This is a genomic window from Streptomyces sp. NPDC049879 (genome assembly GCF_044461265.1).
GTDB lineage: Bacteria > Actinomycetota > Actinomycetes > Streptomycetales > Streptomycetaceae > Streptomyces.
The window spans coordinates 456,117-468,655 of record NZ_JBITKT010000003.1 but is presented as its reverse complement, the minus strand read 5'-3'; the positions used below and the strand labels follow the sequence as shown (position 1 = coordinate 468,655).

The following is a 12,539-nucleotide window of genomic DNA, read 5'->3' as shown; positions in this document are numbered from 1 at the left end:
GGGAACATGAACGACGGACCGCAGCCGCCGGGGGAGCCCGCGCGCCCCGCCGTGCCGCAGACCCGCGCGGCACGGCACCGCCGGATCGTGGACATCCTGAACCGGCTGCCCGTGCGATCCCAGAGCCAGCTCGCCAAGCTGCTCCTGGACGACGGCCTGAGCGTCACCCAGGCGACGCTCAGCCGCGACCTGGACGAGCTGGGCGCGGTGAAGATCCGCGGCGCCGGAGGGGAGCTGATCTACGCCGTGCCCAGCGAGGGCGGCTTCCGCACCCCCCGCGCGCCGCTCGGCGAGTCGGCCAAGGAGGAACGGATGGCGCGCCTCGCGGGCGAACTCCTCATCTCCGCCGAGGCCTCCGCCAATCTCGTCGTCCTGCGCACCCCGCCGGGCGCCGCCCAGTTCCTCGCCTCGGCCATCGACCAGGCCGAGGTCCACGAGATCCTCGGCACGATCGCGGGCGACGACACCGTCCTGCTGATCAGCCGCGACCCGGTGGGCGGCCAGCCGCTCGCCGACCACCTGCTGCGGCTGGCCCAGAAGGACCCGGCCCACAAGGACGCGGACCAGCCGGACGCGTAGCCGGACCGCCCGCGCCGTGCACCCGGCGCGGGCACCGCACTAGTCTCGTGCGGGTGATTACCTGTGTGGTCCGGTACGTGATCGACCCCGCCAAGACCGAGGCGTTCGAACGCTTCGGGCGCCGCTGGATGGAACTGGTCGACGCCCACGGCGGCACGCACCACGGCTACTTCCTCCCGGCCGAGGGGGCGAGCGACGAGGCGCTCGCCCTTTTCAGCTTCCCCAGCCTCGCCGCGTACGAGCGGTACCGCGCGCTGTTCGGCCGCGACCCGGCGTTCGTCGAGGCGGACCGCATCAGGGACGAGAGCGGCTGCGTGCTGCGCCACGAGCGCACGTTCATGCGCCCGATGCTGCCCGGCGACCCGCCCGGCGACGGCTGAACGCGCGCCGGGGGAGCCCGTTCAGTGGTCGCGCCGCGCCGCGAGCCGGGCCAGCGCCGCCAGCTCCTCGCCCGCGGGCGCGGCCGGCCGCGCCGACTCCAGGCTCTCCAGCGCCAGCCGCAGTTCCTCCCCGGCGGCCTCCTCCGCCCACGCACGGCCGCCCGCCTCCTCGACCAGCCCGGCGAGCGCCGCCACCTCCTCCGGGTCCGGCGCGCTGTCCCGTTCGCCCGGCGGCTTGGCGTACCGCTCGGCGAGGCGGCGCCCGGCCGGGGTGTCCGAGTCCAGGGCGGCGACGACCGGCAGCGACTTCTTCCGCACCGCCAGGTCCGCCCCGGCCGGTTTCCCCGTCACCGCCGGATCGCCCCAGATCCCCAGCAGGTCGTCCGCGAGCTGGAACGCCATGCCCAGGTGGGTGCCGAAGCGCCGCAGCGCCTCGACGCGCGCCTCGTCCCCGCCGCCCCACAGCGCGCCGAGCGCGCACGAGCAGCCCAGCAGTGACGCCGTCTTCCGCTCCGTCATCGCGAGGCACTCGGCGAGCGTCACCCGGTCCCGCTCCTCGAAGCCGATGTCCGCCTGCTCGCCCTCGATCAGCTGGGTCGTCGCCTCCATCAGCCAGCGCAGTCCCATCACCGTCCTGGGCTCCGCCGCCTCGTGGCACAGGACGCGTCCCGCGTGGACGAGCAGCGCGTCCCCGGCGAGCAGCGCGGCGGGCGAGCCGAAGACGGTCCAGGCGGTCGGGCGGTGCCGCCGCGTCGTGTCGCCGTCGAGGATGTCGTCGTGCAGCAGGGAGAAGTTGTGCACCAGTTCGACGGCGACGGCCGGGGCGACCGCGTCGGCGGCGAGCCCGCCCACGGCCTCCGCGCTGACCAGGACCAGCGCGGGCCGCAGCGCCTTGCCGCCCGACGCGTCGGACGGCCGCCCCGCCGCGTCGGTCCAGCCGAAGTGGTACGACGCCACGCGCGCGACCGGCTCGGGAAGCCGCGCCACCCACTCCCGCAGCGCCGGGTCCACCACCGTGCGGCTGCGCCGCAGCGCCGTGCGGGCCGCCTGCCCGACCCCGGCGTCCGGTGCTGTGGTCATGACTGTGCCCTCCGCTTCTGGGCCGGGCGGTCCGCGGCCCTCGCGACAGCTTGGCCGCTCGGCCGGTGCGCCGGAACGGGGCGTGCCGCGACCCCTCGCACGGCCCACGCGCCTCCCGTACGCGCCCCGCGGCCCGCCGCGAGCCGCTGACCAGCGCGTCCGGCCCCGCCGCCGCCCCGCGCACCCGTCGTTCCGCGCGGCCGAAAATCACCCGTACGGATGAGCGCGGGCGTCAGGCGGGCGGCTGGTGCAGCCCGAAGCGCGACCCCTGGTCGTCCCGGCAGAGCACGAAACGGCCGAAGCGCGCCTGCGTCCCGGCGTCGCCGTCGAGCGCCGTGCTGTCCACCGAGCCGCCGAGCGCCTGGACCTTCGTCAGCGCCGCGTCCATGTCCTCGACGAGGAAGAAGACGACCGGCCGCGCGCCCCGGTCCCCGCCGTGCAGCCCGCCGGGCACCCCGAGGCCCGAGACCATCACCCCGTCCGCCGCGGGGCCCGGCGCGAAACTCCACCCGAAGAGGCCCGCGTAGAACGTCCTGGCGAGCGAGACGTCGGCCACGCCCAGCTCGACGAACGCGACCTCACCGGGCATGCGACGGCTCCTTCCGCCCTGGCTGCGCAGACCTGAGCCACCATAGCCAGCGACGGGCGCGCGGACGGACGGCACGCGGGGACCTGCGGCGCGCGGCGGCCGGAACGGCTGGATTGACGAATCATGCAGAGTGCTGCATAGTTATTCTGTTCAGTGTGTGGGATCGAAGGAGACAACCCGTGACCGAGCGCGTCGTGTTGGCCCAGCAGGGAGGCCCCGCCCTCTACGACACGGGCGAGGGGTGCGCCGAGGCCCCCGGGCTGTCCGGCGGGAGCGCGGCCCGGCGGGAGGGCGCCCTGTGAGCGGCAACGACGTCCGCCTGTGGGGCGGCAGGTTCGCCGACGGCCCGGCCGCCGCGCTCGAAGCGCTGAGCGCCTCCGTCCACTTCGACTGGCGGCTCGCGCCCTACGACATCGCCGGGTCGCGCGCCCACGCCCGCGTCCTCCACGGCGCCGGGCTGCTGACCGCCGACGAGCTGACGGCCATGCTGGCGGGCCTCGACCGGCTCGCCGCCGACGTGGCGGACGGCTCGTTCACCGGGACCGTCGCCGACGAGGACGTCCACACCGCCCTCGAACGCGGCCTGCTGGAGCGCCTCGGCCCCGCCCTCGGCGGCAAGCTGCGCGCGGGCCGGTCGCGCAACGACCAGGTCGCCACCCTCTTCCGCATGTACCTGCGCGACCACGCGCGGATCATCGCCGGGCTCGTCGCCGACGTGCAGGAGGCCCTGATCGCGCTGGCCGACGCGCACCCCGGGGTCGCCATGCCCGGCCGCACCCACTTCCAGCACGCGCAGCCGGTCCTCTTCGCCCACCACGTCCTGGCGCACGTCCAGGCCCTGTCCCGGGACGCCGAGCGGCTCCGGCAGTGGGACGCGCGCACCGCCGTCTCGCCGTACGGCTCCGGCGCCCTGGCGGGCTCGTCCCTCGGCCTCGACCCGGAGGCGGTCGCCGCCGACCTGGGCTTCGAGGGCGGCTCGGCGGCCAACTCGATCGACGGCACGGCGTCGCGCGACTTCGTCGCCGAGTTCGCGTTCATCACCGCCATGATCGGCGTGGACATCTCCCGCATCGCCGAGGAGATCATCGTCTGGAACACGAAGGAGTTCTCCTTCGTGACCCTGCACGACGCCTTCTCCACCGGCAGCTCGATCATGCCGCAGAAGAAGAACCCCGACATCGCCGAGCTGGCGCGCGGCAAGTCGGGGCGCCTCATCGGCAACCTGACCGGGCTCATGGCCACCCTGAAGGCCCTGCCGCTCGCCTACAACCGCGACCTCCAGGAGGACAAGGAGCCCGTCTTCGACTCCTGCGACCAGCTGGAGGTCCTGCTGCCCGCGTTCACCGGCATGCTCGCCACCCTCACGGTCAACACCGAGCGGCTCGAACAGCTGGCGCCCGCCGGGTTCTCCCTGGCGACCGACATCGCGGAGTGGCTGGTCAAGCAGGGCGTGCCGTTCCGCGACGCGCACGAGGTCGCGGGGGAGTGCGTCAAGGTCTGCGAGGCCGAGGGCATCGAACTCGACGGCCTGACGGACGAGCAGTTCGCCAAGATCTCGCCGCACCTGACGCCCGAGGTCCGCACGGTCCTCACCGTCGAGGGCTCCCTGGCGGCACGCTCCGCCCGGGGCGGCACGGCACCCTCCGCCGTCGCCGTGCAGCTCGGCGAGGTCAGGAACGGGCTCGTGCGGCAGCGCGAATGGATCGCCGCACGCCCCCTCTCTGTCGCGCCCGACCCCGCCTGACGGCGTGTGACGCGGTGGGCGGGACCGGCCCGCGTCACTCCCCGGGGTAGCGCAGGCCGATCCGCTCCCGCACGGTGTCGAGCGTCCGCATGACGGCCAGCGAGCCGTCCAGCGGCACGAGGGGCGACTCGCGTTCGCCCGCCCGCAGGCAGCGCGCCACCTCCGCCGCCTCGTACGCGAGCGTGTCGGCCGGGCCCGCCTCCGAGAACTCCTCGGGGGCGCGGCCCTCCCGGTGCAGCGTGAAACCGCGCGGGTGGAAGAAGCCGCGGTGGAACTCGACGCGCCCCGTGGAGCCTGTCACCACGGCCGTGCGCGCCGTGTCGGCGACCAGCGAGCACGTCAGCGCCGCCATGGCCCCCGACGGGTAGCCGAACAGCATCCCCGTGTGCGTGTCCACGCCACCGCGCAGCCGCGCCCAGGCGGTGACGTCCGCCGGCTCGCCCAGCACGAGCTGCGCGAACGACACGGGGTAAACACCCAGGTCGAGCAGCGCGCCCCCGCCGAGCGCCGGGTCGAGCAGCCGGTGCGACGGGTCGGGGGGCAGGTCGATCCCGAAGTCGGCGTGCACCGCGCGGACCTCCCCGATCGCGCCGTCGCGCACCAGCTCCACCATGCGCCGGATCGCCGGGTTGCAGTACATCCACATCGCTTCCATCAGGAAGACACCGCGCTCCCTGGCCAGCGCGACCAGCTCCCCGCCCTCGGCCGCGTCGAGCGTGAACGGCTTCTCGCACAGCACCGGCCTGCCCGCCTCCAGGAACAGCCGCACCGCGTCGTGGTGCGCGCTGTGTGGCGTGGCCACGTACACCGCGTCCACCACCGGGTCGGCGGCCAGCGCCGCCCAGTCGCCGTACGCCGCCGGGACGCCGTGCCGCTCCGCGAAGGCGGCGGCCGACGCCTCGGTCCGCGACGCCACGGCCACCACCTCGGCGTCCGGCTCCGCCGCCAGATCGCGCGTGAACTTCGCCGCGATACCGCCCGTCGCCACGACGCCCCACCGCACCGGACGCCCCGTCAGATCCCCTGCAACGCCGTCCACACGCTTCCTTCCCGCCGGTCCCCGACACCGGCGGCGCCGATTGTCAGTGGGTGCTCCTACAGTCTCGATCATCGTAAGGAAACGCGATCACCAGGAGTCACGCATGGGGTGGATCAGCGCGGGGGACTACGAAGTCGCCCTCGACGACGGGGGCAGGGTCGTCTGCCGCAACAGGGCCGGCCGCCGCCTGAAGTCCGTGCCGGGCAAGCTCGCCGACGACCCGGCCGTCGTCCAGCTCCGCCAGCTCGCCGAATGGCTCGCCCGGCACGGGCGGGAGTGCGTCGCCACCGCCGAACGCTGGATGATCCGCTCCCTGCCGGTCCCCACCGACGTCCTGGTCGGCGTCTGGCCCGACCCCTCCTGGCAGGCCGCGCTCCGCGACCTCGTCGTCACCGACCCGTCCGGCGCCGTCGCCGGATTCCTGCGCGACGCCGACCCCGACCGCGGCATCGGCCTCGTGGACCTCGACGGCGACACGGTCAGGACCACCGCCACGACCCTGCGCATACCCCACCCCGTCCTCCTGGAAGACCTCGACGAGCTGCGGGAGTTCGCCACCGAACTCGACCTCAGGCAGGGCATCGGCCAGCTCCACCGCGAGGTGTGGCGCCGCGAGGACACCGACCCCTCCCTCACGGCCGTCAGCACCTACGCGGGCGGCCGGTACAAGCAGCTGCGTTTCCTCACCGGCCGTGCCGTCTCGCTCGGCTACCGCGTCCGCGGCGGCCAGGCCGTCTGCTCCGTCCACGAGGACGGGCGCACCCTCGAAGCCCGCGTCTGGCTCGGCGACTTCGACGGCTGGTCCGAGACCGAGACCGGCCCCCTGACCTGGAACACCCCCGACGGCAAGCGGGTCCGCCCCGCCGACACCGGCCCCGTCGCCTGGTCGGAGGGCATGCGGATGGCCGCCGCCCTGTACGCCGGCCGCGACACGGACACCACGGAGGACGCCCGATGAGCACCGACCACGCCCTCGACGCCGGGGCGATCCTGCCCGCCGGCGCCGCCGACGGCACCACCGGCACCGCCGCCGCGGACACCGCCGACGACCTCACCGCCCGCACCTACCTCCACCCCGCCCTCGGGGACCGGGCCGTGGTCCGCCTCGTGCCCCGCACGCTCGGCGAGGCCGAGGACCTGGCGCTCGACTACCTCGGGCTCGCCCGCGCGCCCCGGACGCCCGTCGTCGGCCGCGTCCGCCGCGAGACGCTCGGCTTCCCCGCCTGGGCCCTGGTCAACGACCCGGCCAACGGGCACCACGCCCTCGCCCTCGTCCAGGACATCGAGCGGCTCTCCCGCATGGCCGCCGCCCGCGCGGGCGCGGCCAAGGACGCCTTCGAGGCACTCGGCGAGCAGCTCGGCCGCTCCGCCCCGCACTTCCTCCCCACCTTCTACGAGCAGGCGGCCCGCGTCTTCCTCGGCCACGACAACACCCGGTACGCCGCGACGTTCTTCGGCAAGGCGCGCGCCGCCGAGCGCGTCCACGGCCTCGCCGTGGACGAGGAGCGCCAGCGGGCCGTCTTCCTCGAATTCGCCTACGCGGGCGCCCTCACCGTCACCGCGCTCAAGGACCACGTCCGCGACCTCGTCCGCCGCCTCGATCCGGCCGCGGCCTGGGAGCAGTTCCGCCGCCTGACCGTCGAGCGCTGCGCCGCCGGTCTCCCGCCGTACTCCTCGCTCCACGGCGACGCGCGCAAGCTCCTGCGTGCCACGGGGCTCGACGTCGCCGCAGAGGAGCGCGGCCTGCTCACCGAACTGCTCGCGTCCCCCGCCGTCGACTGGGCGCCGCGCACCTTCTGGACCGGCTACCACGACCAGCTGGCCGCGCTCGCGGCCGAACAGCCTGGGACACGTGCCCGGCTGCTGGCCATCACGCCCTCGGGCCTCGCGTCGGGCGACGACACCGGGGACGACATCTGGCTCCGGCTGCTCGCCGACACGGGCGCCGACACCCTGCTCACCGAGGGGCCCGCTCACCCGGACGCCGCGAGCGGGGACACCGTGACGACCCCCGCCGACTGGCTCACCCGCTGGTCCAGGCACCTCGGCTCCGGCTGGCGCGGCCCCCGCCGCTCGCCCCGCACGTACGGCCTCGTCGCCCGCATGGCACCCCGCCTGCGCGCCGACGGCACACCCGCCGCCATCTGCCACGGGCGCGGCTGGCGCGGCGGCGTGGACCTCGAACTCCTGGACGTCTGCCTCGCGGCGGGCATACCCGTCGCCGATCCGGGCGACGACCTCACGATCTCCCTCGACACCTGGTTCGACGCCCCGGAGGCCGAACGCCGCGACCTCGCCGCCGTCGTGGCCGACGCCCGCTTCGGCCCGCTGCTCCACGACGCCGTCGGCGCGGTCGGTGACCGCCACAACACGGCGCGCCTCAAAACCGTCGCCGCCCACCCCGTCCTGCGGGGCGTCCTGCGGGAATGGCTGACCGCCAGGACCGGCACGTTCCTCGCCGCACGCGGCCTCCCCCCGGCGCGCGCCGCCGTGGACGCCCTGCTCCCGTTCGCCCCCGTCGCCGCCGACGTCGCGCCCGAGGCCACGGCCGCCCTGGCCGCACACGACCTCGCGCCCCTGGTCGCCACCACCCTGCGGACCGGCATCGCCGACGAACTGGGCTGGCCCGCCCTGGAGGAGGCGCTCGGCCTCTTCCCCGAGGTCCACTTCGGCAGGGGCCACAAGAGCCTGGTCCTGTGCGAGGCATGGCCGGCGCTCGTCGTCGGGAACGCCGTCAAGGCCGTCGTCGTCGGCCCCGACCGCATCCTGTACGAGCACGACGTCCGCATACCCGACCAGCTGAGCTGGGAGCAGCCGTCCTTCCACTGGACCGACGGCGAACTGCTCGTCACCTGGTGGCACCAGGGCACCCAGCGCGCCTACTGGTCGGCCCGTCCCGCCGACATCTTCGAGCTGACCGGCGACGGCGCCCGGCACCCGCGCAACGGCGGCACCACCGTCTCCCTCCCCCTTCCGGACGGCGGACGCACCAGCGGCGGCCGTCCCCTGCACGCGGGCGACTCCACCGTGGCCGCGCACCGCAGGATCGTCACCGACGGCACCGGCTTCTGGCGCCTGGAGTTCGGCGACGGGCGGGCGGCCTGGCACGAGTTCGACCCCGCCACCGGCGAGACCGGCCGCGCCTCGCTGCCCGCCTTCTTCAGCCGCGCCGTCGCGGACGGCGGCAGGCTCCACCCCGACCGCTGCTCCCTGATGCCGCTGCTCCCTGGCTACGAGGGCACTCCGCTGGGCACGGACGGCCGCCTGCTCGGTGCCTGGGTGCGGACGGACGAGGAGACCGGGACCCGCACGGCCGGCGGCACGGACGGCAGGACCGCCACCGTCGCCGGACGGCTCGCCGGGACGCGCTCCACCGCCGCCCCTGCCCTGCCCGTCGGCCGCCTGCGCCTGCCGGGCGGCGCGTCCCCCGTGCTCGTCGCGGGCCCGGAATGCGGGCTCGCCCCGGACGCCGCCGACCTCACCCGGGACGCCGCCGCCACCTTCGAACCGGGCACGCCGGGCGGCGAGTTCGCCGCCGGAACGCCGCTGGTGCCGCCCCTGCCCTTCTGGCACGCGCTCCGGCCCCGTGACGAGGCGGGCTCCCACGCCCTGCGCGCCACGGACGACGCGGCCGCCGCCCGGCTCGTCGCCGCGGTGTCCGCCGCGGGCGACGAGCAGGACCGCCTGGCCCGCGAAGCGAAGGACGCAGGACACGAACCGGCCACCGCCGAGCGCATCGCCTCCCGCAACGCGGCGCTCGACACCGCCGTGGCATCCGTCCTGACCGGAGTGGCCGACGCCCGCCTCCGCAGGGGCGTCGCCGGGATCGCCCTGTTCACCCAGCGCCTGGCCGCGGCCGTCAAACGGCTCACCGACCCCGTCACGGCCACCGCGCGGCAGGCCGCCGCCGCCATGTTCGAGGACCACCGGCCGCCGCACGGCACCAACGGCACCCTCCGCGACGCCCTGAGCGGCCTCGAAGGGCCGGGCCTCGCCGGGCACTGGACCCGCGGGTCCTGGTCCGTCCTCCAGCAGGTCCTCGCCACCGGCCACCTCCTGGCGGGCGGACCGGCCACGGGGAAGCCGCTGCCCGCCCGCCACCGCAACGAGACCCTGCCAGGCGGCTGGACCAGCGACGCCGCCACCGGCCCCGCCGCAGCGCACGAATGGCACGGCGCGCTCCTCGCCCTCCCCGCCCTGGCCTACCGCGCCACCACCCCGGTCCTGCCCGACGACGAGCGGGAGGCCCTGCTGCTGTTCCTCTCCGCCGTCGCGGCGGGCCCGCTGGCGGGGGACAGCCCGCTGCGCGCGGTGGACCTCACCGAGAAGGGCAGCGGCCACTCGCGCGGCGGCCAGGTCCTGCGCAAGGGCGAGCGCACCGTGGTCGTCCTCGGCGCCCGGAACCTCGACCGCACCGGCGACAGGTCCACCTGGTACGCGCTCGACCACGACCCGTCCGGGGCGTTCGGCCCCGTCGCCCACTTCACGGTCGGCGCCGACCGGGTCATCCCCGCCCGGCTCCCCGCCGACCGGCTCACCGGGATCGTCCGCCTCGTACGGGAGAACGGCCCCGCCCCCTGGGCCCCGGACGCCGTCACACGCCTCGCCGAGGCCACCCGGCTCGGCCCCGCGCAGTCGGCGCTGCTGCTCGCCGCCCTGCCCGCCGAGAAGCCGGCCGCGGTCCTCGCCGTCCTCGGCACCAAGGCAGGGCAGACCGGCGTGGCGGCCGGACTCCTCGACGGCCTCCCCCGCGAGGCCCGCCACGAGGTGGTGGCCGCGCTCCTGCCCGAACGCGCCGAGGCCCTCTGGGAGACCGGCGCCGACACGGCCGCCGCCGCCCGCGTCTGGACACACCACCTCGGCGGACGCCACCTCGTGCCCGAGGACATCGCCCTCGACATGCGGCTCGACAGCGTGGCCGCCGCCGTCCTCAACCCCACCACCACCCCCTGGCTCAGCCGCACCACCCGCCAGTCCCTCGACGCCCACAACCGCCCCACCCCCGACGACCCCGAGGCGGTACCCGGCCACGGCGTCCTGCCCCGCGCCGTCGGCTCCCTCGCCGCACTCGCCTACGCCCTCCCCGACGAGCACCCCCTGCGCGCCGCGCTCCCCACAGCCCTCGACGCGCTGCGCGACCGCTTCGCCGACCCCGGCCTCGTCCTCGACGTGGACATCGAGTGGACCGACAAGGGCGCCGCCACGGCGAAGGAGCTGCGCCGCGTCCACGGCCTGCCCGAGACCGGCGGGGCGGGCCCCGACGGCCTCACGAGGATCGGCGACGCCTTCGTCGCCTTCCCCTGGTACGGCTCGACCGAGGCGACCTGGCTGCGCCCGGCGGGCGTCAAGGGCCCGGACGACCCGGCGCTCGGCCTGATCGAAGGACTCGTCGGCCCCCGTTGCCACGACTCCCTCATCGCCCTGCGCGCCCTTCTCGGCGACGACCTGGCACGCGCCGTACGTTCGACCGGCGCCGGGACGCCAGGACACGCCCAGGACCCCGCCCGCAGCGTCCCCGGCCTGGTCGCCGAAGTCGCCGCCGCGCACGGCCTGGGCGAGGACGCCGCCGTCCTCTACCTCCAGCTCCTCGCCCTGCCCGACCCCACCGACCGCAACCGCGCCCGCTGGACCGGCTGGCGCCCCGCCAGGGCCAGACGCGCGGCGGCCGAACTCGCCGGCACCCCCCTGGTCGTGACGGCCCAGCGCTCCCGCGCCGGACGCACGCTGTTCCTCCCCGGCGGCTGGGCGGACCTCAAGGCGCCCGCCCTCCCCGTGGAGACCTGGAAGAGCGGCCTCTACCCGCTGCCCACCGCCGCCCGCGCCGTCCCGCTCGTCCCCGTCGCCGAGCTGTTCCGCCACGCCTGGCGGCGCGTCACGGACGGCGACGCACCCGCCTACGAAGAACTCGTCACCCGCGCCACCCGGAAGGCCCGCCGATGACCACCGCACCGCGCCCCGTCCAGCCCCCCGCCCCCGCGGCGGACCGGCAGATCACCCCGCCGGAGGAGCGGTTCGCCGACGAACTGGCCTTCCTCGCCGCGTACGACACCGGCGCCCGCCCGCCCGGCTGGCGGCTCACGCCCCGCGCCGTCGTCACCTTCGTCATGGGCAGCGAAGGCCGCCCGCTCACCCTGCCCGACACGGCGGGCGCACCCGAAGGCATACCGGCCCGCAAGGAGATCGGCGCCAAGTTCGTGGGCGACCGCGCCCTCGTCGAACGCTGCGTCGTCACCCTGGCCGGGGAACGCGGCCTGCTCCTCGTCGGCGAGCCAGGCACCGCCAAGTCGATGCTCTCCGAACTGCTCGCCGCCGCCGTCTGCGGCACCAGCGCGCTCACCGTCCAGGGCACCGCGGGCACCACCGAGGACCAGCTCAAGTACGGCTGGAACTACGCCCTCCTCCTCGCCCAGGGCCCCACACCCGACGCCCTCGTCCCCTCCCCGGTCCTCACTGCCATGACCACCGGCGCGGTCGCCCGCGTCGAGGAGATCACCCGCTGCCTGCCCGAGGTGCAGGACGCCCTGGTCTCCCTGCTGTCCGAACGCCGCGTCGCCGTCCCCGAACTGGCCGGGACGGACGCCGCCCAGCTGCACGCGGCGAACGGCTTCACCCTCATCGCCACGGCCAACCTCCGCGACAAGGGCGTCTCCGAGATGTCCGCCGCCCTCAAGCGCCGCTTCAACTTCGAGACGATCGGCCCGATCGCCGACCCGGACGCGGAGACCGCCCTCGTACGCCGCCAGTCCCGCGCGGCCGTGGCACGCTCCGGCGCCCCCTACCAGGTGGACGACGCCGTCCTCGAAGCCCTCGTCACGGCCTTCCGCGACCTGCGCGAGGGCCGCTCCGCCGAGGGCTGGGAGGTCGAACGGCCCAGCAGCGTCATGAGCACGGCCGAGGCCGTGTCGGTGGCCGGCTCGCTCGCCCTGGCCGCCGCGTACTTCCCGTCGGAACGCGACGTCCTCGGCCTGCTGCCGGGGCACCTGCTCGGCGTCGTCCGCAAGGACGAACCCGCCGACGCCGCCCGCCTGCGCGGCTACTGGGACGCCGTCGTGCGGCGGCGCGCCGAACAGGGCGCCGCCACCTGGCGCACCCTGTGGGACCTGCGCCCGGCACTGGAGGACTGACCGC

10 protein-coding genes are annotated in these 12,539 nt (G+C 75.9%); 7 read left to right on the top strand and 3 right to left on the bottom strand.

The genetic code is table 11. The annotated features are described in order from the left end of the window. Positions 1–6: 6 nt before the first annotated feature. Complete coding sequence (locus tag ACIBPC_RS13065; RefSeq protein ID WP_362967446.1) at positions 7–579, top strand: arginine repressor; 573 nt, start codon at positions 7–9, stop codon at positions 577–579. Between the two features lie 53 nt (positions 580–632). Beyond that, a complete protein-coding gene (locus ACIBPC_RS13060) occupies positions 633–959 on the top strand; it encodes an NIPSNAP family protein (RefSeq protein ID WP_398843699.1) in 327 nt (108 codons plus the stop codon). Between the two features lie 21 nt (positions 960–980). Here the strand turns inward: ACIBPC_RS13060 and ACIBPC_RS13055 are convergent, their stop codons facing one another. Continuing rightward, the gene (locus ACIBPC_RS13055) at positions 981–2,039 is read right to left on the bottom strand and encodes a polyprenyl synthetase family protein (RefSeq protein WP_398843697.1); all 1,059 of its coding nucleotides are present in this window, start codon (positions 2,037–2,039) and stop codon (positions 981–983) included. A gap of 232 nt (positions 2,040–2,271) precedes the next feature. Beyond that, on the bottom strand, positions 2,272–2,628 hold the full coding sequence (locus ACIBPC_RS13050) for a VOC family protein (protein WP_362967440.1): 357 nt from the start codon (positions 2,626–2,628) through the stop codon (positions 2,272–2,274). 179 nt (positions 2,629–2,807) lie between these two features. Between ACIBPC_RS13050 and ACIBPC_RS13045 the strand changes: the two genes are divergently transcribed. Next, the gene (locus ACIBPC_RS13045; protein WP_398843693.1) at positions 2,808–2,930 is read left to right on the top strand and encodes a hypothetical protein; all 123 of its coding nucleotides are present in this window, start codon (positions 2,808–2,810) and stop codon (positions 2,928–2,930) included. Beyond that, positions 2,927–4,372, top strand: coding sequence for an argininosuccinate lyase (gene argH / locus ACIBPC_RS13040; RefSeq protein WP_398843692.1), 1,446 nt, complete (start codon positions 2,927–2,929; stop codon positions 4,370–4,372). Before ACIBPC_RS13045 ends, argH begins: the two co-directional genes overlap by 4 nt. Positions 4,373–4,406: 34 nt before the next feature. On the opposite strand, the gene ACIBPC_RS13035 is transcribed toward argH, so the two are convergent. Then, the gene (locus ACIBPC_RS13035) at positions 4,407–5,411 is read right to left on the bottom strand and encodes a Gfo/Idh/MocA family protein (protein WP_398843690.1); all 1,005 of its coding nucleotides are present in this window, start codon (positions 5,409–5,411) and stop codon (positions 4,407–4,409) included. 103 nt (positions 5,412–5,514) lie between these two features. On the opposite strand from ACIBPC_RS13035, the gene ACIBPC_RS13030 reads away from it, so the two are divergent. From ACIBPC_RS13030 to ACIBPC_RS13020, 3 genes are read left to right on the top strand one after another with little or no spacing between them, the layout of a single operon-like run. After that, positions 5,515–6,369 carry a DUF4132 domain-containing protein gene (locus ACIBPC_RS13030; protein WP_398843688.1) on the top strand — a complete coding sequence of 285 codons (855 nt, stop codon included), beginning with the start codon at positions 5,515–5,517 and terminating at the stop codon, positions 6,367–6,369. After that, complete coding sequence (locus ACIBPC_RS13025; RefSeq protein WP_398843685.1) at positions 6,366–11,351, top strand: hypothetical protein; 4,986 nt, start codon at positions 6,366–6,368, stop codon at positions 11,349–11,351. Before ACIBPC_RS13030 ends, ACIBPC_RS13025 begins: the two co-directional genes overlap by 4 nt. Beyond that, positions 11,348–12,535: an AAA family ATPase gene (locus ACIBPC_RS13020; protein WP_398843682.1), complete on the top strand. Its 1,188-nt coding sequence runs from the start codon at positions 11,348–11,350 to the stop codon at positions 12,533–12,535. The genes ACIBPC_RS13025 and ACIBPC_RS13020 overlap by 4 nt, the downstream gene beginning before the upstream one ends. Positions 12,536–12,539 lie beyond the last annotated feature (4 nt).